Origin of the sequence: Lysobacter sp. Hz25 (genome assembly GCF_046097045.1) — a bacterium.
In the GTDB taxonomy this organism is placed as follows: Bacteria; Pseudomonadota; Gammaproteobacteria; order Xanthomonadales; family Xanthomonadaceae; genus Lysobacter; species Lysobacter antibioticus_B.
This window is the reverse complement of sequence record NZ_CP175666.1, coordinates 5,205,440-5,226,779: the sequence shown is the minus strand read 5'-3', so window position 1 is coordinate 5,226,779 and position 21,340 is coordinate 5,205,440. Positions and strand designations below refer to the sequence as shown.

The 21,340-nt window shown below is 67.5% G+C and carries 17 protein-coding genes; 7 read left to right on the top strand and 10 right to left on the bottom strand.

Going from position 1 to position 21,340, the window contains the following annotated elements:
- Positions 1–335 precede the first annotated feature (335 nt).
- A complete protein-coding gene (locus ACKN61_RS21610; RefSeq protein ID WP_408951178.1) occupies positions 336–641 on the top strand; it encodes a hypothetical protein in 306 nt (101 codons plus the stop codon).
- 321 nt (positions 642–962) lie between these two features.
- Positions 963–1,307, top strand: a complete 345-nt coding sequence (locus ACKN61_RS21605) for a hypothetical protein (RefSeq protein WP_408951177.1) — start codon at positions 963–965, stop codon at positions 1,305–1,307.
- Between the two features lie 173 nt (positions 1,308–1,480).
- Here ACKN61_RS21605 and ACKN61_RS21600 read toward each other — a convergent pair whose 3' ends face one another.
- The 4 genes from ACKN61_RS21600 to ACKN61_RS21585 form a co-directional block, all read right to left on the bottom strand.
- Complete coding sequence (locus ACKN61_RS21600) at positions 1,481–2,245, bottom strand: endonuclease/exonuclease/phosphatase family protein (RefSeq protein WP_036149715.1); 765 nt, start codon at positions 2,243–2,245, stop codon at positions 1,481–1,483.
- A 28-nt stretch (positions 2,246–2,273) separates the two neighbouring features.
- Positions 2,274–3,161 (bottom strand): thiol:disulfide interchange protein DsbA/DsbL, encoded by an 888-nt coding sequence (locus tag ACKN61_RS21595; protein WP_408951176.1) that lies wholly within the window; start codon positions 3,159–3,161, stop codon positions 2,274–2,276.
- A 208-nt stretch (positions 3,162–3,369) separates the two neighbouring features.
- Entirely contained in the window at positions 3,370–4,029 is a 660-nt protein-coding gene (locus ACKN61_RS21590; RefSeq protein ID WP_408951175.1) for a thiol:disulfide interchange protein DsbA/DsbL, read from the bottom strand.
- Between the two features lie 338 nt (positions 4,030–4,367).
- Complete coding sequence (locus tag ACKN61_RS21585) at positions 4,368–5,270, bottom strand: c-type cytochrome (RefSeq protein ID WP_408951174.1); 903 nt, start codon at positions 5,268–5,270, stop codon at positions 4,368–4,370.
- Positions 5,271–5,449: 179 nt separating this feature from the next.
- Here ACKN61_RS21585 and yihA point away from each other — a divergent pair, with 179 nt between their 5' ends.
- Both yihA and ACKN61_RS21575 read left to right on the top strand, forming a co-directional pair.
- Positions 5,450–6,100 carry a ribosome biogenesis GTP-binding protein YihA/YsxC gene (gene yihA / locus ACKN61_RS21580; RefSeq protein WP_408951173.1) on the top strand — a complete coding sequence of 217 codons (651 nt, stop codon included), beginning with the start codon at positions 5,450–5,452 and terminating at the stop codon, positions 6,098–6,100.
- Positions 6,101–6,237: 137 nt separating this feature from the next.
- Positions 6,238–7,083 (top strand): hypothetical protein, encoded by an 846-nt coding sequence (locus ACKN61_RS21575; protein ID WP_408951172.1) that lies wholly within the window; start codon positions 6,238–6,240, stop codon positions 7,081–7,083.
- Between the two features lie 24 nt (positions 7,084–7,107).
- Here the strand turns inward: ACKN61_RS21575 and ACKN61_RS21570 are convergent, their stop codons facing one another.
- Both ACKN61_RS21570 and ACKN61_RS21565 read right to left on the bottom strand, forming a co-directional pair.
- The gene (locus ACKN61_RS21570; RefSeq protein ID WP_408951171.1) at positions 7,108–8,001 is read right to left on the bottom strand and encodes a putative signal transducing protein; all 894 of its coding nucleotides are present in this window, start codon (positions 7,999–8,001) and stop codon (positions 7,108–7,110) included.
- Between the two features lie 74 nt (positions 8,002–8,075).
- Positions 8,076–9,728: an alpha-glucosidase family protein gene (locus ACKN61_RS21565; RefSeq protein ID WP_408951170.1), complete on the bottom strand. Its 1,653-nt coding sequence runs from the start codon at positions 9,726–9,728 to the stop codon at positions 8,076–8,078.
- A gap of 286 nt (positions 9,729–10,014) precedes the next feature.
- On the opposite strand from ACKN61_RS21565, the gene ACKN61_RS21560 reads away from it, so the two are divergent.
- The 3 genes from ACKN61_RS21560 to ACKN61_RS21550 all read left to right on the top strand — a co-directional run bounded on the left by ACKN61_RS21560 (position 10,015) and on the right by ACKN61_RS21550 (position 16,236).
- Positions 10,015–12,822, top strand: coding sequence for a TonB-dependent receptor (locus tag ACKN61_RS21560; RefSeq protein WP_408951169.1), 2,808 nt, complete (start codon positions 10,015–10,017; stop codon positions 12,820–12,822).
- A 223-nt stretch (positions 12,823–13,045) separates the two neighbouring features.
- Positions 13,046–14,554, top strand: coding sequence for an MFS transporter (locus ACKN61_RS21555; protein WP_408951168.1), 1,509 nt, complete (start codon positions 13,046–13,048; stop codon positions 14,552–14,554).
- The gene (locus ACKN61_RS21550) at positions 14,551–16,236 is read left to right on the top strand and encodes an alpha-amylase family glycosyl hydrolase (protein WP_408951167.1); all 1,686 of its coding nucleotides are present in this window, start codon (positions 14,551–14,553) and stop codon (positions 16,234–16,236) included. Before ACKN61_RS21555 ends, ACKN61_RS21550 begins: the two co-directional genes overlap by 4 nt.
- Before the next feature lie 555 nt (positions 16,237–16,791).
- Here the strand turns inward: ACKN61_RS21550 and ACKN61_RS21545 are convergent.
- The 4 genes from ACKN61_RS21545 to ACKN61_RS21530 form a co-directional block, all read right to left on the bottom strand.
- The gene (locus ACKN61_RS21545) at positions 16,792–17,823 is read right to left on the bottom strand and encodes a LacI family DNA-binding transcriptional regulator (RefSeq protein ID WP_408951166.1); all 1,032 of its coding nucleotides are present in this window, start codon (positions 17,821–17,823) and stop codon (positions 16,792–16,794) included.
- Positions 17,824–17,925: 102 nt separating this feature from the next.
- On the bottom strand, positions 17,926–18,870 hold the full coding sequence (locus tag ACKN61_RS21540) for an ABC transporter permease subunit (RefSeq protein ID WP_408951165.1): 945 nt from the start codon (positions 18,868–18,870) through the stop codon (positions 17,926–17,928).
- Entirely contained in the window at positions 18,870–19,598 is a 729-nt protein-coding gene (locus ACKN61_RS21535; protein WP_408951164.1) for a VIT family protein, read from the bottom strand. Before ACKN61_RS21535 ends, ACKN61_RS21540 begins: the two co-directional genes overlap by 1 nt.
- Entirely contained in the window at positions 19,595–21,235 is a 1,641-nt protein-coding gene (locus ACKN61_RS21530) for a peptide ABC transporter substrate-binding protein (RefSeq protein ID WP_408951163.1), read from the bottom strand. The genes ACKN61_RS21535 and ACKN61_RS21530 overlap by 4 nt, the downstream gene beginning before the upstream one ends.
- Positions 21,236–21,340 lie beyond the last annotated feature (105 nt).

The window sequence follows — 21,340 nt, the reverse complement described above, 5'->3', positions numbered from 1 at the left end:
GACGTTCCGAGAAGTAGTGCCGATGCCGCCCATCGAAGCGGCGTGCCGTCGCAAGGGTAGGAGCGGAGCGAGCCGCGACCGCGCTGTGACGGTCTCGCGGTGCATCGCTCCCGCTAGGCCGGGATCAAGATCAAACGCCAAAAGCTTCCGCCACTAAAGCGGCGGGTTACTTTCTTTTGTCATAAGCAACAAAAGAAAGGTAACCAAAGAAAAATGCTTTTCTTTGAATCACAGGCCCGCACGATCGATGCATACGCGGGGCTTTTTCATACGGGACATCCCTGTCCCGATGAAAAACGGCCCACATCCGTGCGGGCCGCCCTTCGGGTCTTCAGTTGCCTTCGCTAGCGCGAAGCTGCGCACAGCAACAGCAACAGCAACAGCAGAATCTTTACGACAACGACAACGACAACGACAACGACAACGACAACGACAACGACAACGACAACGGCAACGGCAACGTCAGTTGTCGTTGCGATGCTCTAGGGGTAGGAGCGGCGCGAGCCGCGACCGCGCGGCTGCAGTTTGCGTCGTGGTCCGCACTTGACCATGAATCCATCCGCTTCGTTGCTTCTATTGTCGTATCGAGGCGATCACGTAAGAGCCGCCGTGGCGTGCGATTACGCGGTCGCGGCTTGTGACCGAAGGAAATCCAGTAGGACGCCGCTCCTACCCGGGGAGCGTTGCAGCAAACTGAGGTTGCTGTTGCTGTTGCTGTTGCTGTTGCCGTTGCCGTTGCTGTGCGCCGTCTTGCACTGGCGAAGGCAAAGGAAGACCCGGAGGGCGGCGCGCAAGGATGCGCGCCGTTTTTCATCGGGACAGGGATGTCCCGTATGAAAAAGCCCCGCGTATGCACCGCTCGTGCGGGCCCTTGATTCAAAGAAAAGCATTTTTCTTTGGTTACCTTTCTTTTGTTGCTTATGACAAAAGAAAGTAACCCGCCGCTTTAGTGGCGGAAGCTTTTGGCGTTTGATCTTGATCCTGATCTTGATCTTGATCCTGATCCTGATCCTGATCTTGATCCTGATCTTGATCCTGATCCTGATCCTGATCCTGATCCTGATCTTGATCCTGATCCTGATCCTGATCTTGATCCTGATCCTGATCCTGATCTTGATCTTGATCCTGATCCTGATCCTGATCCTGATCCTGATCTTGATCCTGATCTTGATCCTGATCCTGATCCTGATCCTGATCCTGATCCTGATCTTGATCCTGATCCTGATCCTGATCTTGATCCTGATCCTGATCCTGATCCTGATCTTGATCTTGATCCTGATCCTGATCCTGATCTTGATCCTGCTTGAGCGATGCGCCGCAAGACCATCGCGACGCGGTCGCGGCTTGCGCCGCTCCTACCCCTGCGACGGCACGCCGCTTCGATGGGTGACATCGGCACTACTTCTCGGAGCGTCCCGCGGTCGCGGCTCACGCCGCTCCTACAGAAGAGCGGTGTCGCGGCCTTCGCGCAATAGCGACGCTATTCGGAGCGCAACGCGCTATGCGGGACGTCGAGCTCCAGCGACAGCGCCAGATGATCGGACAGGGCGGCGGGCACGGCGCGGGCGCCGGCGAAGCCAAGGCCGTCGCCGAGCAGGATGTGGTCGATCGCCCGCTGCGGACGCCAGCTCGGAAAGGTCGGCAGGGCGCTCGATGGCGGTTGCAGGCGGGTGTTGCGGAACAGCGCCTGCATTTCGGGGCGATCGGCCGAACAGTTGAAGTCGCCCATCAGCACGGCGTGCGGGTGGTCGTGCAGCAGTTCGGCGATGAAGGCCAGTTGCGAGGCGCGCGAGGTGGCGCCGAGCGAGAGATGCGCCACCGCCACGGTCAGGCCGTCGTCGTCGTCGCCGTAGTGGGCGATCAGCACGCCGCGGCCGGAGATGCGGCCGGGCAGGGGATGGTCGACGACCTCGCGCGGTTCCAGCTTGCTCAACAGACCGTTCGCGCTGGAGGCGACGCTGCCGACGCGGCGGTTGGGCTGGTGGCTCCAGTACTCGAAGCCGGCGCGCTGGGCGAGGTAATGGGTCTGGTTGGTGAAGCCCGAGCGCAGACTGCCCGGGTCGCTTTCGTTGAGGCCGACGATGTCGTGTTCGCCGGCCAACTGGGCGATCGTGTCGAGGCTGCCGCGCTTGTTGCCGGCGGGCAGCACGTGCGACCAGCTGCGCGTCGCGTAATCGCTGTAGCGACGCGTGCTGGAGCCGGCCTGGATGTTCGCGCTGAGCAGGCGCAGCCGGCGTGTATTCATGCGGGGGAGCGTCGGGCGCGCGGCCCGATCAGCCCTTGCTCGCCGGAGCCGGGGCGGCGGCTGCCGGGGCCGGCGTTGCGGCCGGTGCGGTCGAGCCGGCCGGTGCTTCGGCCGGAGCGGCGGCCGGTGCCGCGCCCTGGGTGGCGGCGCGCTCGCGTGCGACCAGGTGGTCGGTGATACGCAGCATGTCCTCGAAGCTCTTGCCCTTGACCAGGTACTTGCCGTTCACCACCAGCGAGGGGCTGGAGCTGACGCCCGAGCGCTGCATGAACTGTTCGGCGCGCTTGAGCTTGGCGTTGATCGCGAAGCTGTTCATGGTGCCGATGAAGTCCTGCGGCTTGGCGCCGAACTTGGCGTAGAACTGGCCGAACTGTTCGTCGGTGACGCTCTGGTACGAAAGCGACTGGTCGATGTGGACGGCACGGAACATCGCCTCGTGCGACTTCTCGAGCAGGCCCAGGGTCTGCGCGGTGTAGAAGGCCTTCGCGAACGGAATCGGGTTGGCGCCGAACGGGCCGGCGATCGGGGTGAACTTGACGTCGGCGGTCTGCTTGGCGCGCCAGTCGAGCACCTGCGGTTCGAACTGCGCGCAGTGCGGGCAGGTGTAGCTGAAGATTTCGGCGACTTCGATCTTGCCGGCGACCGGCTCGTAGGGCTGGCCTGCCGGGATCTCATCGTAATCGGTGCCGACCGTCGGGGCCGGGCCGGCCGGCGGCGTGGCCACGGCGGCGGGCTGGATCGTCGTGGCTTCCGGCGAGGCGGGAGCGGCCGGCGCGCCGTCGGCCGGGGCCGCGGTGGCGGCATCGGTGGCGGCCGGAGCGGCGGCATCGGCCGGGGCCGCGGTTTCGGTCTTGGTGCAGGCGGCGAGCGCGAACAAGGCGCTCAGCACGAGCGGATAGCGGGACAACGAAGCCATACGCGAATTCATCAGGGAAATCTCCGCAATACGTTCAAAGGAAGTGTGGGCATCGGCGCCGGGCTGAAGCGCTCGTCGCGATGCCGACAGGAGCGGCGTTCAGGATAACGGCCGCGGCAGGGAAGGGGGAGTGCAGGGTTCGGCCGGGATACGGAAGGGGCGAGCCGTGGTGGCGAGTCGCGACCCCCGCACCCCACCGTCGTAGCGATCAGCGCTTGCCCGCGCGTTCGCGCGCGACCAGGTGATCGGCGACGCGCAGCATGTCGTCGAAGCCCTTCTGGGTGGTCACGCGGTACTTGCCGGCGACCACCAGCGACGGCGTGCCGTCGACGCCAGCGGCCATGATGAAGGCCTTGGCGCGCTCCATCGCCTTGGCGGTGGCCGGGCCGGCCATGGCGGCGGCGAAGGCCTGGCGGTTGGCGCCGTATTGGGCATAGAAGCCGGCGATCTCGTCGGTCGAGGCGTTCTGGATCGGCAGGCGGTGCTGCTCGTGCAGGGCGCTGAACATGGCCTCGTGGGTCTTGCCGAGCAGCTTCATCGACTGCGCGGTGTAGAAGGCCTGCGCATACGGGTTCCAGTAGCCGCCGAACGGCGCGGCCAGCGGCACGAAGTTGACGTCGGCCGGCTGCTTGGCGCGCCAGGCGGCGACCTGCGGCTCGAAATGCGCGCAGTGCGGGCAGGTGTAGCCGAACACTTCGACGACTTCGACCTTGCCCTTGACCGCGGCGAAGGGCTTGCCGCCTTCGATCTCGACGTAATCGACGCCGGCTTCCGGCGCCGGGCCCGCGGGCGCGGCCGTCTTGGGCGCGGCGAACGCGGCGAACGGAAGCACTGCGAGCAGGAACAGGGAGGCCAGGCGTGGATTCATCGGAAAGTCTCGTCGGTGGCGGAATGAACGGGCGTGAAGCTTGCGCCCTCCGGCGACGGCCGGCCGGGCATAAAAAACGCCGGCACCAAGGATAGCGGCCGGCGTCTTCAACAGGAGTAACGATACGACCCCGGTGTGCGCCAGAAGTTCCACTACCGCGACAAGCGGTGACCGTGGTCACCTTATGCGCGGGCCTGTCTGGACACGCCGTCCGACCAGGCTGCCTGATCGGGCCCGTTGATCAGGCTCGCTGATCAGGCCGGCTGACCAGGCGCCGCAACGAAAAACGCCGGCCTGTCGCCAGGCCGGCGTTCGTCTGCATCGCGTTGGCGCGAGGCTCAGCCCTGGGTGGGCTGGGCCGGTGCGGCCGCCGGAGCGGCCGGAGCCGCGGCGGGCGTCGCCGCCGGGGCCGGAGCGGCCGGGGCGGGTGCTGCCGGTGCGCTGGCGGCCGGTGCGGCCACTGCCGGAGCCGGCGCATCGGCGGCGGCGACGTCGTCGGCGCGTTCGTGCAGGCCCTGCAGGTAGCTCGACAGCGAACCGATTTCCTCGTCGCTGAGCTGCTTGGCGACCGTCGCCATGATGTTGAACAGGTGCGGATCCTTCTGCGTGGTCGTGCCGGCGCGGTATTCCTCCAGGCGACGCTGCGAGTAGGCGGCCTGCTGGCCGGCGATGTGCGGGTAGGCCGGGCCGGGGTTGCCGGCGCCGCTGGGGCCGTGGCAAGCCATGCAGGCCGGGATGCCGCGGGCCTTGTCGCCGTTGCGGAACAGTTGCTCGCCGACTTCGAAGAACTTCTTGCCCTTGTTGACGCCCGAGGCGATCAGGCTGTCGTCGGCGACGCCGGCGCCGGACTTCTGGGTGGCGAAGTAAGCGCCCAGGTCGCGGGCGTCCTGGTCGCTGAGGGCGTCGGCGAAGGGCTTCATCGCCGCGGCCATGCCGGTATTGCGCTCGCCGCTCTTGAACAGGGCGATCTGGTGGGCGATGTAGCGCTCGCTCTGGCCGGCCAGGCGCGGGTACTGCGGATCGGTCGGGTTGCCGTCGAGGCCGTGGCAGGCCGCGCAGGTGCCGGCCTTGGTCGCGCCGGCCTTGACGTCGCCCCAGGAGGCCTTCGCCGCGGCGTTCAGCGGCGCGGTCTGGACCGGCTCCTTGTCGGGAATCGGCGTGACCGTGGCTTGGGCGTACGCAACGGCGGCGGCCGCGAGAGCGGCGAGGCCGACGAGGCCTAGAACGCGGGCTTGGCTCATGTAGCTGGGCTCCGAACTACTGGCTTGCTGGGTGGCAGGCTGAAAGGGGCGTACTGGGGACCGGACTGTGCGCAAGCTGCCGCCACCGGAACCTCGGAATTATCTTCGCCGGCCCCGACCGGGTCAACGCGGATTCAGTCTGCGGCACGCCGGAGGGGTGGGCGTGCGATCCTAATGGCATGAACAATCCCCTCGCCCGTGCCCGTTACCTGCTGTCGGCGCACAACGTAAAGCAGCTCCCGCCCGACGGCGGCTTCGAGGTCGCCTTCGCCGGCCGCTCCAATGCCGGCAAGTCCAGCGCCCTCAACGCCATGTGCCAGCAGAACGCCCTGGCGCGGGTGTCCAAGACCCCGGGCCGGACCCAGCAGCTGGTGTTCTTCGACGTCAGCCCTCTGTACCGCGGCCCCGAGCCGGCCCCGGAGCCCGACCGTTTCCTGGTCGATTTGCCCGGCTACGGCTACGCCAAGGTCCCGCAGAACCTGCAGGCCCACTGGCAGGCCTTCCTGGACCGCTACTTCGGCACCCGCGAGGCCCTGCGCGGGCTGGTCGTGGTGATGGACATCCGCCACCCGCTCAAGGACTACGACCGGCAGATGCTCGGTTACGCGGTCGAACGCGGCCTGCCGGCGCATGCGTTGCTGACCAAGGCCGACAAGTTCGGTCGCGGCCAGCAACAGCAGCAACTGATGATGGTGCGCAAGGAACTGAGCTCGGCCTTCGGCGACACGGTCAGCGTGCAGACCTTCTCCGGCGAGTCCAAGCAAGGCGTCGAAGAGGCCTGCGCGGTGGTCTCTCGCTGGCTCGAACTGGTCCCGCCGCCGGCCGTCTGAGCCGGCCGCGAGTACGCGCCCGGCGGATCGTGTTGCAAACGCGACTGGCCGCTCCGCCCGCGCCGACTGCGTTACTTCCTGGGTAGAAGGACTTCCGCGCGACCGCGCGGAGGGCGATCTTCGGCTCAAGGAACGAGATGGACGCGATCACCGACCCCCAGACCATCCTGGCCGCGGGCGCCTATGGCACGGCGCTGCTGTTCTTCGCCTACGGCGCCTATGCGCTGCTCAAGACCCGCAACGCCGAGCAGAACAAGAACGTGCGCTGGTATCTGGGCATCGGCGCGGCGGTGGTGGTGGCGATGATCGGTTTCGACACCCTCAAGAGCTGGCGCAGCGGCGAGCGCGTGGTGCCGAACGTCTATCTGACCTTCTCGCCGCGCTTCTCGGCGATCGACCTGCCCGACCCGGAAATCATCTACCGCGGCCAGGCCTTTTCGCCGAACGCGGCCATCGAGGTCGCCGACAACAACAGCAGCATCAACATCTCGGTCGATTCGATCATCAAGAAGGTCGAGGACCTGCAGCAGAACAACCGCGACCTGCAGAACGCGGTCGGCAGCGCCGCGCTCGCCAATCAAGCGCCGGAGCTGGCCGACGAGATCGCCGCGGCCAAGGCCGGGGGCGAGGACGCCTGCGCCGGCGGCGATGCGACCCTGTGCGGCTGGAAGCAGCTGTCGGAAGGCAAGCTCGACAGCGCGCAGGAGACCCTGACCCAGGCGGTCAAGGACACGCCGGCCAGCAACCCCAAGACCCGCGCGACCGCGTTGAGCGGGCTCGGCGAGATCTACGTGGGGCAGGGACGCATCGCCGAGGCCCAGGTGGTGCTCAGGAAGGCCGCCGCGCTCGGCAACGAGGGCGCGAAGAAGCGCCTGGACACGCTGGCCCTGCCGCCGCCGGAGCGGCGTTTGCAGCCGGTGCCGACGGTGACGCGCGAGCAACTGCGCCGCGAAGTGCGGGCGGCCCAGCCCGGGCGCGGCTGAGGCCCGGGCAATGGCGCGCCGCCGCTATGGCGTCGGCAGCGGCCGGCTTGCGCTGATCTCGCCGCGCGGGTCGTAGTCGCGCGCGGTGTCGCGCACGCCGTCGCCGTCGCTGTCGAACTCGCCGCTGACCGGGCGGTTGTCGACGTAGTCGATGTGCTTGACCAAGTTGCCGCGTTTGTCGAACCACTGTTCGCTCTGCAACACACCGCGCTTGGCGGCTTGCTGCCAGTCGACCTGGCCGTCGCCGTCGTAGTCGGCGCTGCGGCCGGCGAGTTGGCCGTTTTCGTAGCGGCTGGCGGTCTCGCGCACGCCGTCGAAGTCCTGGTCTTCTTCGATCCCGGTGGGCAGCCCGCGTTCGTCGTAGTGGGTGCGTTGATCGACTTCGCCGTCGCTGTCGCGGTCGGCATCGATGCGCTGCAGGTGCTCGCCTTCGAAAAACAGGGTCTCGTCGGGCCGGCCGTCGTCGTTGTAGTCGATAGGTTGCAGGCTCTGGCGCGGCTGCAGGGCGATGCCGGTGGCGATGGCCCCGCCGAGAGCGCCGGCGATGAGGGCGAACACGATGCCGCCGAGACCTGCGCCGGTGTGGCGCGAGGGCAGGCGTTGGTTCAAGGGGCGATAGAGGTTTCCGCCCTCCACGTGCGCCGGCGTGTCGTCGTCGCCGTAGTCGCGATCGACTTCGTCTGCATCGTCCCGGTCGTCGAGCGGTACGGCCGTGTCCTGCCAGGCCTGGATGATGCTGCGTGCGCGTTCGGCGTCGTCGTCGGCGACTTCGAGCCGGACCGAGCCGCCGGCCGGCAACAGGCCGGCGCCGCCTTCGAGGGCGCCGCCGAACACGAACGAGCGGATGCCTTCCTCCGCCAACAAGCCGCGCACGAGCTGCGCGTCCGCCGAATGGGCGGCGTGGTAAACGATCTGCATTCGGCGTTCCCCCTGATCGCGGACGTCCTGCCGCGAGACCGGAGTATGCCGCCTGACCGAAGTGTGCCGCGAGCTCAGCCGGCTGCGCGCGCGGCGAACACGCCGTAGGGCGGCAGGCGCAGGCGATCGCCGGTCCGCTCGCCCGAGGGCAGGCCGTGGCCGCGATCGATGTGCCAAGTGCCGGCTTCGGACAGATTCAATTCCGCCTCGGCGCCGCTGAGGTTGAAGGCCATCAGCACCGCGTCGGCGCCGCTGCCGCGGACGAAGGCGATCACTGGCTCGTCGCTGGCGAGGAAACGGATCGCGCCGTCGAGCAGGGCCGGCCGGGTCTTGCGCCACGACAGGAAACGGCGGAAGCGGTTCAAGGACGAATCCGGGTCGTGCTGCTGGCGGGCGACGTCGAGGCCGCGATGGCCCTCGGCGATCGGCAGCCACGGCGTGCCGGTGCTGAAACCGGCCTGCGGCGTGCCGTCCCACGGCATCGGCGTGCGGCAACCGTCGCGGCCCTTGAAGGTCGGCCAGAAGGCGATGCTGAAGGGGTCGCGCAGCGCCTCGAACGGCAGCTCGGCTTCGGGCAGGCCCAGTTCTTCGCCCTGGTAGACGCAGACCGAACCGCGCAGCGAGCACATCAACGCGCTGAGCATGGAGGCGAAGTGCGCCGGCTTGTCGCCGCGGCCCCAACGCGAGACCACGCGCTGCACGTCGTGGTTGGAGATCGCCCAGCACGGCCAGCCTTCGAGCATGCGTTCTTCGAGCGCCTGCGCGGTGCCGCGGATATGGGCGACGCTGTAGTCCTCGGTCAGCAGCTCGAAGCTGTAGCCCATGTGCAGGCGGCCGTCGCGGGTGTATTCGTCCATGGTCGCCAGCGAGTCTTCCGAGGAAATCTCGCCGAGCGACACCGCGCCCGGATAGCGGTCGAGCAGGCTGCGCAGCTCGGCCAGGAAGTCGAGGTTCTCGGGCTGGTTGTTGTTGTAATAGTGGTATTGGAAGGCGTAGGGGTTGTCGGGACTGAAACCGCGCCCGACCCGCAGCTCGCGCGCCTTCGGCGGGTTGTCGCGCAGTTGCGCGTCGTGGAAGCAGAAGTTGATCGCGTCCAGGCGCAGGCCGTCGACGCCGCGATCGAGCCAGAAGCGCACGTTGTCGAGCACCGCGGCGCGCACCGCCGGGTTGTGGAAGTTCAAGTCCGGCTGCGAGGCCAGGAAGTTGTGCAGGTAATACTGCTGGCGGCGCGGTTCCCAGTGCCAGGCGACGCCGCCGAACAGCGACATCCAGTTGTTCGGCGCGGTGCCGTCGGGGCTGGCGTCGGCCCATACGTACCAGTCGGCGAACTCGTTGTCGCGGCTTTCGCGGCTGCGCTTGAACCACTCGTGCTGGTCGGAGGTGTGGCTGAGGACCTGGTCGATCATCACCCGCAGGCCCAGCGCATGCGCCTTGGCGAGCAGGCGGTCGAAGTCGTCGAGGTTGCCGAACAAGGGGTCGACCGCGCGGTAGTCGGCGATGTCATAGCCGAAATCGATCATCGGCGACTTGAAGAACGGCGAGACCCAGATCGCATCGACGCCGAGGTCGGCGACGTAGCCGAGCTTGTCGATGATGCCGGGCAGGTCGCCGACGCCGTCGCCGTCGAGGTCGCGGAAGCTTCTGGGGTAAATCTGGTAGATCACCGCGCCGCGCCACCAGGCGTGTTCCTGCGATGCGGCGGGGGTCGGAAGATTGACGGCTGACAAGAGGCGCCCCTGATGGCGTATGCGGTCTTCGTGCTGCACTGCCGCGATGTGCGCCAGCTTAGCGCCGGGCGCGTTCGCGGCTCGCCGGGCTGCATACGTATTCATGCCTAAACGACCGATGAAGTGCGACATGAATGCGACTGCCGGTCATGAATACGTATGCATAAACCGCAGCGGGCGCGATCGCTTGCCTAACATGCGCCTCAGACCGAGGGCGTACGTCGCCCAGGCAACCGCAGCACGCCGCAGTGCGCGCGCGGACGGCACACAGCTACTGGAGGGGAGCATGTCGAGAACGAACCGGGCTTCATCGAACCAACAACGCCACCTGTTGACCGTGGCACTGGCCTCGTTCGGCCTGTGCAACTCGTGGACGGTCTGGGCGGCGGATGCGCCCACCGCGCAGGACACCCCGGCCGCGGCCAGCGTCGAAGCGGCACCGACGAGCGCGGCGCACGAACTCGACGCGGTCCAGGTCACCGGCAACCGCCGCGTGCAGTCGATCCAGAAATACGCCGGCACGATCCAGTCCTTCAGCGGCGAGGATCTGACCAAGCTCGGCATCAACACCGATTTCCGCAACCTGCAGGCGGTGGTGCCGGGCCTGCAGATCACCCGCCAGGAAGGCAAGTACGAGATCTTCCTGCGCGGCATCGGCGCGGCCGACTCGGACTTCTCCTCCGACCCGTCGGTGGCCACTTATTACAACGGCATCTACCTGCCGCGTCCGCGCTCGATCGGGCCGATGTTCTTCGACGTCGACCGCATCGAGGTCAACAAGGGGCCGCAGGGCACGGTGCGCGGCCGCAACGCGACCGGCGGCTCGATCAACGTGATCTCCAAGCGCCCCGAACTGGGCGTGACCAGCGGCGGCCTCAAGGTCGGCGCCGGCAACCACGACTTCACCACCGCCGAGGGCGTGCTGAACCTGCCGATCGGCGACACCTTCGCCCTGCGCGCGGCGCTGTTCGACGAAGAGCGTTCTTCCTATATCAAGAACGGCTACCCCAGCTCGCTGTTCCCGGCCGAAGGCCCGGGCGCGCTCGACAACCAGGCCGCGCGCCTGTCGATGCTGTGGGAGCCCAACGACAAGTTCTCGGCCTACGTCATGCTCGACAAGGTCAGCGAGCGCGGCACCGGCGACCCGGGCCTGTTCGCCGAACGCGGCCTGGCCGCCGGCTACGACATCGACGACCTGTCCGACCCGTTCCGCCAGTACTTCCGCACCCAGGGCAAGACCAGCAACGACATCGAAGGCGTCGCCGGCACCTTCACCTACGCCTTCAACGATGCGGTGTCGGTGGAGTTCAACACCTCCTACCGCAAGTACGAGTTCGACAACCGCAACGCCTCGCGCGAATGGCAGCTCGGCCCGGTTTATCCGGGGTCCGAACGCGAGGCCTATCACAACCCAGAACGCCTGGCCTGGTACGACACCTTCTATCAGTCCGACAAGTCCAGCTCGACCATCAACGAGCTGCGCTTCTTCGGCGACACCGGCAAGCTGATCTGGTCGGCCGGTCTGTTCAATTACGAAGAGAAGTACGACTACACCTCGTGGGACGTCGGCAACGGCTATTTCGGCGACTGCGACTGGTGGCGTCCCGGCACCGTCTGCGGCTGGCAGGACGGCCTGGGCGGCGAGAACCGCGGCGACGACTCCAAGGTCGAGTCGAACGCGGTCTATGGCGACTTCAGCTTCGCCGCGACCGATTCGCTGCGCCTGATCGGCGGCGTGCGCTACACCCGCGACAAGAAGACCGCGCGCGAGTCCAACGTCAAGTACCAGTTTGTGATTCCGGAAGAACTGTTCCAGCAGTTCACCGGCCAACCGATCAACACCGCGACCAATCCCTACACCACCGGCCTGGTGCTGGGTTCGCCCGGCTTCCAGCTGGCGCCTCCCGGCCGCCGCGGCGGCGGCGACCCGAGTATCTGCACCGGCTGGTCGCCGGCCGAGCTGCGCTGCGGCCCGGGCGCGAATTCGCTCGACTATTTCCTCGGCGGCATCCAGAACTTCGGCGCGCAGGACAACTGGTCTCAGTTCCTGACCCGCAACCGCGACCAGATCGACGTGATCGTGCGTTCCGACTTCCCCGGCGGCAAGAGCGTGGATGTCTACGAGGACAGCTACGTCGACTGGCGCGTGGGCTTCGAGTACGACCTCAACCCGCAGGTAATGCTGTACGGCACGGTGTCGACCGGCACGCGTTCGGGCGGCATCAACCGTCCCCTGCTGCTCAACGACGGCAGCGCGCTGGCGCCGACCTTCGAGCCGGAGGAACTGACCTCGTACGAAGCCGGCATCAAGGGCGACTACCTGTGGGGCGAGACCCCGGTGCGCCTGAACGCCTCGGTGTTCTATTACGACTACCAGAACAAGGTGCTGCAGAACCTGATCGACGTGCCGGCGCCGACGCCGACCAACCCGAACGCGACCAGCCGCCAGGTCTTCAACGACAACGCCGCCAACGCCAGCGTGCTCGGTCTCGAGCTCGAAGGCCGGGTCGGCCTGCCGCACGGCTTCAACCTGGGTTACAACTTCACCTACCTCGACGCGACCTTCGACGACTCCAAGGTGCTCGACACGCGTTCCGGCGGCCTGGGCCTGATCGTGCCGCTCGACGGCAACCGCCTGCCGAACACCTCCAAGTACAACGCCAACCTCAGCCTGTCGCAGACCATCGACATCGGCCGCGGCGCGCTGAACTCGTTCGACTGGACGATCAACCTGACCTACCGGTCCGATTACTACCTGACCGCGTTCAACAGTCGCGGCTTCGGGCTGGACGCGGCCGGCAACGTCATCGAGATCCCGCTGGCCGACATGCCGTTCAACAACGGCTCCAACCCCGCCGCGGGCGGCGGCCCGGCCGACGGCATGGCGATGCGCGACGACGTCGGCGGTTTCACCACGGTCAACGTCTCGGCCGGGCTGAACTTCGGCGAAGACAGCCAGTTCCGCATCGACGGCTTCGTCTCGAATCTCACCGACGAGGTGTACTCGGGCAAGGGCTTCGTCAACAACGCGACCAACATCCGCTACCTCAACACCCCGCGGATGTACGGGATCCGATTCTCGTCGCAGTTCTGAGAGCGGAAGCGAAAGCAAAATCCCAGGGGCGAGAGCAAATCCCCCCTAACCCCCCTTTTCCAAAGGGGGGAATAGCACGATGTCACTGAGTGGAGCGGTGCGAGTTGGATAGGACGCTGCTTCGCTGGTCTTCCCCCTTCGACAAAGGGGGGGCGAGGGGGATTTGCTTGTTCCCGCAACCGCGTCGCCTCACCGCGCGGCGCTTCATGCCAGTATCGAGCCCATGACCGAACGCACCGAGCGCAGCGCCACGTCCCGCAAGCCGCAGCTGTCGTTCTGGCAGATCTGGAACATGTGCTTCGGCTTTCTCGGCATCCAGTTCGGCTTCGCCCTGCAGAACGCCAACGTCAGCCGGATCTTCCAGAGCCTGGGCGCGCCGATCGACGATATCCCGATGTTGTGGATCGCCGCGCCGCTGACCGGGCTGATCGTGCAACCCATCGTCGGCTATCTGTCCGACCGCACCTGGACCGGACTCGGCCGCAGGCGCCCGTATTTCCTGGTCGGTGCGGTCCTCGCCACCCTCGCGCTGTTGGCGATGCCCAACTCGCCGACCCTGTGGATCGCCGCCGGCCTGCTGTGGGTGCTCGACGCGTCCATCAATATTTCGATGGAGCCGTTCCGCGCCTTCGTCGGCGACCAGTTGCCGACCTCGCAACGGCCGAGCGGCTATGCGATGCAGAGCTTCTTCATCGGCGTGGGCTCGGTGGTCGCCAGCGTGTTGCCGTTCGCGCTCGCGCACCTGGGCGTGGGCAACACCGCCGGGCCCGGCGAGGTGCCGGATACGGTGCGTTACGCCTTCTATTTCGGCGGCGCCGTGCTGCTGCTCTCGGTCGGCTGGACCGTGCTGCGCACCCGCGAGTATCCGCCGGAGACCTTGCAGTCCTTCGACGATGCCTTGCCCGAGGCGCCGCGGCCGAACCGCGACCGCGTGCGCTGCGCATTGTTCGGCGCCTCCTGGCTCGTGGTCGGCGGCCTCGTCGCCACGACCATTTCGATGTGCGGGCTCGACCGCCAGTTGTACGTGCTGGCCGGCATGATCGGCGCCTTCGGCCTGGCGCTGTTGGTGCGAGGCATGATCGGCGCCGGCGGCGGCTTCGCCACGGTCATGGACGATCTGCATTCGATGCCCTCGACCATGGTGCGGCTGGCGGTAGTGCAGTTCTTCTCCTGGTTCGCCCTGTTCGCGATGTGGATCTACACCACGCCGGCGGTGACCCAACTGCATTTCCACAGCAGCGACACCACCTCGGCCGCCTACAACGAAGGCGCCAACTGGGTCGGCGTGCTGTTCGCGGCCTACAACGGCTTCGCTGCGTTGGCGGCGATTGCGATCCCGTGGATGGTGCGGCGCTGGGGCCTGCGCTGGAGCCATCTGTGCAACGTCGGCCTCGGCGGGCTGGGCCTGATCTCGATCGCCCTGATTCGCGACCCGCAGTGGCTGCTGCTGTCGATGCTCGGCGTCGGCTTCGCCTGGGCTTCGATCCTGTCGCTGCCCTACGCCCTGCTGTCCGACAGCGTGCCGGCGACCAAGATGGGCGTGTACATGGGCATCTTCAATTTCTTCATCGTCATCCCGCAATTGGTCGCGGCCAGTCTGCTCGGTTTTTTGCTGAAGACCTTCTTCCACGGCGAACCGGTCTGGGCCCTGGCGATCGGCGGCGTCAGCCTGTTCGTCTCCGGCCTGTGCGTGCTGTGGGTGCGCGAACCCGGCAGCGGAGCGGCGGCATGAAGACCTTAGCGCTCGCTGCGTTCAGTCTCGTCCTCGCCGGTTGTGCGCACGGCGCACGCGAAACCGCGCCGGCGCGCGAGTACTACGGCACGCTGGAACCGATGGCCGGCGATGCGGTGTACTTCGTCGTCACCGACCGTTTCGTCGACGGCGACCCGTCCAACGACCAGCGCGAGCAAGGCGGGCCGGACCCGCGCACGCGCAGCTTCGATCGTCCGGTGGCGGGCGCGCCGGTCGACGAGAGCGACAACATCGGCTATCTCGGCGGCGACTTCAAAGGCCTGCTCGACAACGCCGGCTACATCCGCGACATGGGCTTCGGCGCGGTCTGGCTGACTCCGATCGTCGACAACCCGGACCAGGCCTTCACCGGCGGCGACGCGGTCACCTGGGGCGGCGCCTTCCAGGACCGCGGCAAGACCGGCTATCACGGCTACTGGGGCGTGGACTTTTATCGTCTCGACGAGCACCTGCCGAGCCCCGGCCTCGATTTCGCCGGCCTCACTCAAGGGCTGAAGCGGCAGGGTCTCAAGACCGTGCTCGATATCGTCGCCAACCACGGCTCGCCTTCGTTCACCATGCCGGCCGACCAGCCCAAGTATGGCGAGATTTACCGCGACGGCGTGCTGGTCGCCGATCACCAGAACCTGGCGCCGGAGCAGCTCGACCCGGCGCGCAATCCGCTGCATCGGTTCTTTCATGCGCAGAAGGACCTGGTGCAGTTGTCGAACCTCGACGATACCAATCCGCAGGTGCTCGACTACTTCGTCGGCGCTTACTCGCAATGGATCGACCAGGGCGCCGACGCCTTCCGCATCGACACCATCCGGCACATGCCGCATGCGTTCTGGAAAGTCTTCGCCGAGCGCATCCGCGCCAAGCGTCCGGGCTTCTTCATGTTCGGCGAAGCCTTCGACTACAGGGCAGAGCATATCGCGCCGTTCACCTGGGCCGAGAACGGCGGCATCAGCGTGCTCGATTTTCCGCTCAAGGAAGGCTTGGCCGAGGTGTTCGGGGTCAAGGAGGCGGGCTACGAGCGCTTATCCCCGCGCCTGTACCTGCGCGACGGCCCGTACGCCAACCCGTACGAGCTGATGACCTTCTACGACAACCACGACATGCCGCGCCTGAGCGCGAGCGACGAGGGCTTCATCGACGCGAACAACTGGTTGTTCACCGCGCGCGGCATCCCGGTGATCTATTACGGTTCCGAGATCGGTTTCCAGCGCGGCCGCGCCGAGCACGCCGGCAATCGCAACTACTTCGGCCAGGAGCGCATCGACGCCGCCAAGACGCACCCGATCCATGCCGCGCTCAAGCGCATCGCCAAGGTTCGCGAGGCCTCGCCGGCCTTGCAACGCGGCCTGCAGTTGAATCTGCTGCTGCAGGGAGAGCGCGCCGCCTTTTATCGTGTCTACCAGCACGCTGGGCAAGCGCAGATCGCCCTGGTCTTGCTCAACAAGAGCGATGGACCGAATACGTTCTGGATTCGCGATTACCTGCAGGCCGGGCGTTGGCGCGCGGCGCTCGGCGGCGGCACGGTCGAGGTCGGCGAGGACGGTGTGATCGAGGCGATCGTGCCGGCGCATGGGGTCGAGGTGTATCTGCTGGATGCGCCGGTGCGGCGGGCGGATTTGGCGGCGGCCTTGGATGAGGCGATGGCGCATGCGCGGCGGCGTTGAGCCGCGATCTATGGCGTGTCGTCTTTCCCTGTAGGAGCGGCGTGAGCCGCGACCACGGGACGCGGATAACTAAAGATGCCGACATCGCACATCGAAGCGATGTGCTGGCGCAGGGTAGGAGCGGCGCAAGCCGCGACCGCGCTGTAACGGGTTTGCGGCGTCTCGTTCAAGCAAGATCGGGATCAAACGCCAAAAGCTTCCGCCACTAAAGCGGCGGGTAACTTTCTTTTGTCTAAAGCAACAAAAGTCCGTCTGGATTCCCTTCGGTCAAAGGTAACCAAAGAAAAATGCTTTTCTTTGAATCACAGGCCCGCACGCGCGATGCATACGCGGGGCTTTTTCATACGGGACATCCTTGTCCCGATGAAAAACGGCCCGCATCCCTGCGGGCCGCCCTCCGGGTCTTCTTTGGCCGTCGCGAGCGCGAGGCTGCGCACAGCAACAGCAAAATCTTTACGGCAACGCCAATCACGACATTCCTGCCCGAAGGATTCCCCCCTTTGTAGAGGGGGGTAGGGGGGATTTGCTTTTGCTCCGCCCCAACTACCGCCGCCCTCACTCCGCGCCGCAGGACTTCCGTATCACCAGCGTCGTCGGCAGGCGGATGCTGTGCGCTTCTTCGTCGCGGACCAGCTTCATCAGGGTGTCGACCAGCAGTTCGCCGGCCTGTTTGGTGTCCTGGAAGATCGTGGTCAGCGGCGGGTGGGCGACGCGGGCCATCGGGATGTCGTCGAAGCCGATCACCGAGACGTCTTCGGGCACGCGCAGGCCGTGTTCGGTCAGGGCGCGCATGGCGCCGAGGGCGATCAGGTCGCTGGCGGCGAACACGGCATCGAAGGGCAGGCCGCGTGCGAGCAGTTCGCGCGCGGCGTCGTGGCCGGCGTCTTCGGAGCTTTCGGCGTCGACCTGCAAGGCGCGGTCGAGGGGCAGGCCGGCTTCGTTGAGGGCGCGCTCGCAACCGAGGAAGCGGTCGAGGAATTCCGGGTAATGACTGGAGGCGTCGCCGAGAAACGCGACCCGGCGCCGGCCCAGGCCGACCAGATGGGCGCCGGCCTGGTGGCCGCCGCCGACGTTCTCGCAACCGATCGACAAGCCCGGCTGATCGGGTAGCACCGCACCCCAGCGGACGAAGCGCGTGCCCTGTTCGACCAGTTTCTGCAGCTTGCCCTGGTAGGCGAGGTAGTCGCCGTAGCCGAGCAGGATCAGGCCGTCGGCCTTCATGCTGTCTTCGTAGTCGGCGGCCCAGTCGTCGGACAGTTGCTGGAACGAGATCAGCAGGTCCTGGCCGTGGCGCGCGCAGGCGCGGGTGATCGAACCGAGCATGGACAGGAAGAACGGGTTGATGTGCGACTCGTCCGGGGTCGGGTCCTCGAACAACAGCATCGCCAAGGTGCCCGAGCGCTGCCGGCGCAGGCTGGAGGCGTGGCGGTCGACCTTGTAGTTGAGCTCGCGCACCACCGCTTCCACGCGCTTGCGGGTGTCGGCGTTGACCAGCGGGCTGCCGCTGAGCACGCGCGACACCGTGGCCTGCGAAACGCCGGCGAGGTGGGCGATGTCGACCGAGGTCGCCTTGGACTTCTTGCGCATGGGGCTGAGTGTAGCTGTGAAGCCGGGGCTCGGGACTGAGCGCTCGCTTCTAGCCGGCAGCTAAGCTCTTGATTCCCGATTCCCGATTCCCGATTCCCGCCCCTAACCCTCCAGCCGCGGGTCCATCCAGCCGCGCAAAGCGTCGACGGCGGTATTGATCGCCACAATCAGCGCGCCGATCACCAACACCACGCCCAGGACCAGGGTGTAGTCGCGGTTGAGCGCGCCCTGGACGAAGTAGCGGCCCATGCCGGGAATGCCGAACACCTGTTCGACCACGGCCGAGCCGGTGACGACGTTGATCAGCGCCGGCGACAGCCAGGCCACCACCGGCAGCAGCGCCGGTTTCAGCGCATGCGCGAACAGCAGACGCGTTTCCGACAGGCCGCGCGCGCGTGCCGCGCGCAGGTAGTCGGCCGACAGCACCTCGAGCATCGAAGCGCGGGTCAGGCGCGCGCAGTAGGCGATGTTGGGCAGGGCCAGGGCGATCACCGGCAGCACCACGTTGTCCCATTCGCCCCAGCCGCCGGCCGGCAGCCAATGCAGGGTCACGGCGAACAACAGAACCAACAGCGGCGCGACCACGAACTTCGGGATCGCCAGGCCGAGCCCGGCCAGCAGCATCAAGGCGCGGTCGGTCCACCCGCCCGCGCGCAATGCCGCCCACACGCCCAGGGCGACGCCGAGCAGCAGCGCGAGCAGCAAGGCCAGCCCGCCGTTGAGCGCCGACACCGGCAAGGCGTTGGCGATCAGCTGATTGACGGTGTAGTCGGGGTATTGGAACGACGGCCCGAGATCGCCGCGCACCGCGTCGCCGAGCCAGGCCAGGTATTGCATCGGCAGCGACTGATCGAGCCGGTACTGCGCATCGAGCGCGGCCTGCACTTCCGGCGGCGCGACCTTTTCGGCATCGAACGGCCCGCCGGGCGCGGCGCGCAGCAGCACGAAGCACAGCGTGGCCAGCAGCCACAGGGTGATGACCGCTTCCAACACGCGCGCGCCGAGTCGGGCGATGACGGGATGGCCGCTGCGGTTTTCAGTGCGCATCAGACGGTCACGTCGAACAATCGGCCGACCAGGGACGCCGCGGCCATCGCCAACGCACCCCAGAACGCCACGCGCGCGGCGCCGCGCAGGATCGGCGCGCCGCCGGCCCAGGCTGCGAGCCCGCCGGAGATCGACAGCGCCACCAGGGTGGTCGGGATCGCGACCGCTTCCAGACGCCCCGCGGGCGCCGCCAGCACCGCGGCGATCGGCAAGGCGGCGCCGACGACGAAGGCCAGGGCCGAGGCGAGCGCGGCTTGCACCGGGCGCGCGCGCAAGGTCTCGGTGATGCCGAGTTCGTCGCGGGCGTGGCTGCCGAGCGCGTCGTGCGCGGTCAGTTGGCGCGCGACTTCCTGCGCCAGCTCGGGGGTCAGGCCGCGCTGGACATAGATGTGGGCGAGTTCGGCCAGCTCGCTGTCCGGGTCCTCGCGCAGTTCGCGCCGCTCCACCGCGATGTCGGCGCGCTCGGTGTCGGCTTGCGAACGCACCGAGACGTACTCGCCGGCGGCCATCGACATCGCCCCGGCGACGGTGCCGGCGATGCCGCTGGCGAGAATGGTCGCCGGCGTCGCGCCGCTGGCGGCCACGCCGACCACCAGTCCGGCGACCGAAACGATGCCGTCGTTGGCGCCGAGCACCGCCGCGCGCAGCCAGCCGACGCGTTCGGAGCGGTGGGTTTCGCGGTGCCGTCTGCGTGCTTCGGCTTGGGCGGAGGGAGAGCGTGGGGTCATGGCGTCAGGCTCAGCCAGCGGCTCGCGTGCCGGTCCAGCGCGTTCGATTCGAAGCCGCGCACGCGTCGCGACACCAGGTGCTTGGAACTGTAGAAATACAGCGGAATGGCCGCGTCGTCGTTGAGCAGGCGCTGCTCGGCCGCGCGCAGCCAGGCGTTGCGCGCGGTTTCCGACTTCGCCGCATCGGCCTTGGCCAGGCGCTCGCGATAGGGCGCACTGTCGTAGCCCATCCAGTTCAAGGGGCCATCGCTGCCGAACGCGGCCAGGAAGTTGCGCGCGTCGGCGAGGTCGCCGATCCAGCCGCCGCGGAACACCTGGGTGATGGTGCGCTGCTTGCGGTTCTGCACGAACACTTTCCATTCCTCGTTGCGCAGGCGCACCTGCACGCCGAGGGTCTGCCGCCACATCGCCGCGACCGCCAGGGCGAGGCGGCGGTGCGGCGTCGACGTGTTGTAGCGCAGCTCGATCACCAGCGGGTTGGCGCTGGAATAACCGGCGTGGCGATACAGCGCGCGCGCATGCGCTTCGCGCTGCGCTTGCGGCCGCGTCGCCCAAGTCGTGGTCGCAGACGTGTAGCCGGCGATGCCCGGCGGCACGATGCCGTAGGCCGGGGTTTCGCCCAGGCCGGTGACGTAACGAGTGAGCTTGTCGCGATCGATCGCCATCGACAGCGCGCGGCGCAGGGCCAGGGCGCGGTTGTCGCAGTCCTGGGTGGCGCAGGCGTCGCTGCGGAACGCCGGGCGGGTGACGTTGAGGCCGAGCCAGAACGCGCCGAGGTACGGCGACAGCCGCAGTTGCGAGCCGAACCGCGCGCGCAGCGAGGCCAGCGGCTGCGGCGGCACCACCTCGGTGATGTGCAGGTCGCCGGCGGCGAAGCGTTGCAGCTCCGCGGCGGCGTCCTCGGTGACCTGGAAGCGCACGCGCTCGATCGCGACCGCCTCGGCGTCGTGGAAGCGCGGGTTCTTCTCCAGCAGCAGATTCGCCTGCGGCGTCCACGCCGCCAGCCGGTAAGCGCCGTTGGACACCAGTTGCCCGGGCCGGGTGTGCTGGGCGCCATGCTGCTCCACGGCCGGCAGGTACACCGGAAACGCGATCGGCAGGGTCAACAAGGCCGGCAACGAGGCGCTGCGGTTGAGTCGGAAGCGAACGCTGCGCGGGTCCGGCGCCGACACCCCGAGCCGTTCCGGCGGCAGTTTGCCGGCCTGCACGGCCTGGGCATTGTCGAGCGCGTCGAACAGCTCGCCGAAGGGCGCCGCGGTGGCCGGCGCGAACGCGCGGCGAAAGCTGGCGACGACCTGGCCGGCGTCGATCGGCTCGCCGTTGCTCCAGCGCAGGTTCTCGCGCAGGACGAAGGTCCAGCTGCGGCCGTCGGCCGACACCGACCAGCGCTCGGCCATGCCCGGCACCAGCCGGCCGCGCGCGTCCTCGGTCACCAGGCCTTCGTACAGATCGCGCAGGACGTTGCCGCAGGCGACTTCCTGGCAGCGGTGGGCGTCGAGTGTGCTCGGTTCGGGACCGTTGCCGCGTTCCAGTTGCGATGGCGCCGCCTGCGCCAGCGCCGCCGGTGCCCACAGCGCTCCCCACAGCAGCGCCCTCGCCAGAAGGGCCCCAACCACGCGCACCCCCGACAGGGGCATTCCTAGCAGATCGGCCAGCGACACGGCTGCACCATAGCGTTGCAAGGCGGGCGTTGTTCGGTGCAAGGCTGGGTCTACACTGCCGGGGTCTTGCGATTGTAGGCG

Excerpts from the sequence above, each read along its gene's own strand:
- ACKN61_RS21600 (WP_036149715.1), bottom strand. The coding sequence starts at position 2,245 with ATGAATACACGCCGGCTGCGCCTGCTCAGCGCGAACATCCAGGCCGGC.
- ACKN61_RS21595 (WP_408951176.1), bottom strand. The coding sequence starts at position 3,161 with ATGGCTTCGTTGTCCCGCTATCCGCTCGTGCTGAGCGCCTTGTTCGCG.
- ACKN61_RS21590 (WP_408951175.1), bottom strand. The coding sequence starts at position 4,029 with ATGAATCCACGCCTGGCCTCCCTGTTCCTGCTCGCAGTGCTTCCGTTC.
- ACKN61_RS21585 (WP_408951174.1), bottom strand. The coding sequence starts at position 5,270 with ATGAGCCAAGCCCGCGTTCTAGGCCTCGTCGGCCTCGCCGCTCTCGCG.
- yihA (WP_408951173.1), top strand. The coding sequence starts at position 5,450 with ATGAACAATCCCCTCGCCCGTGCCCGTTACCTGCTGTCGGCGCACAAC.
- ACKN61_RS21575 (WP_408951172.1), top strand. The coding sequence starts at position 6,238 with ATGGACGCGATCACCGACCCCCAGACCATCCTGGCCGCGGGCGCCTAT.
- ACKN61_RS21570 (WP_408951171.1), bottom strand. The coding sequence starts at position 8,001 with ATGCAGATCGTTTACCACGCCGCCCATTCGGCGGACGCGCAGCTCGTG.
- ACKN61_RS21560 (WP_408951169.1), top strand. The coding sequence starts at position 10,015 with ATGTCGAGAACGAACCGGGCTTCATCGAACCAACAACGCCACCTGTTG.
- ACKN61_RS21555 (WP_408951168.1), top strand. The coding sequence starts at position 13,046 with ATGACCGAACGCACCGAGCGCAGCGCCACGTCCCGCAAGCCGCAGCTG.
- ACKN61_RS21550 (WP_408951167.1), top strand. The coding sequence starts at position 14,551 with ATGAAGACCTTAGCGCTCGCTGCGTTCAGTCTCGTCCTCGCCGGTTGT.
- ACKN61_RS21545 (WP_408951166.1), bottom strand. The coding sequence starts at position 17,823 with ATGCGCAAGAAGTCCAAGGCGACCTCGGTCGACATCGCCCACCTCGCC.
- ACKN61_RS21540 (WP_408951165.1), bottom strand. The coding sequence starts at position 18,870 with ATGCGCACTGAAAACCGCAGCGGCCATCCCGTCATCGCCCGACTCGGC.
- ACKN61_RS21535 (WP_408951164.1), bottom strand. The coding sequence starts at position 19,598 with ATGACCCCACGCTCTCCCTCCGCCCAAGCCGAAGCACGCAGACGGCAC.
- ACKN61_RS21530 (WP_408951163.1), bottom strand. The coding sequence starts at position 21,235 with ATGCCCCTGTCGGGGGTGCGCGTGGTTGGGGCCCTTCTGGCGAGGGCG.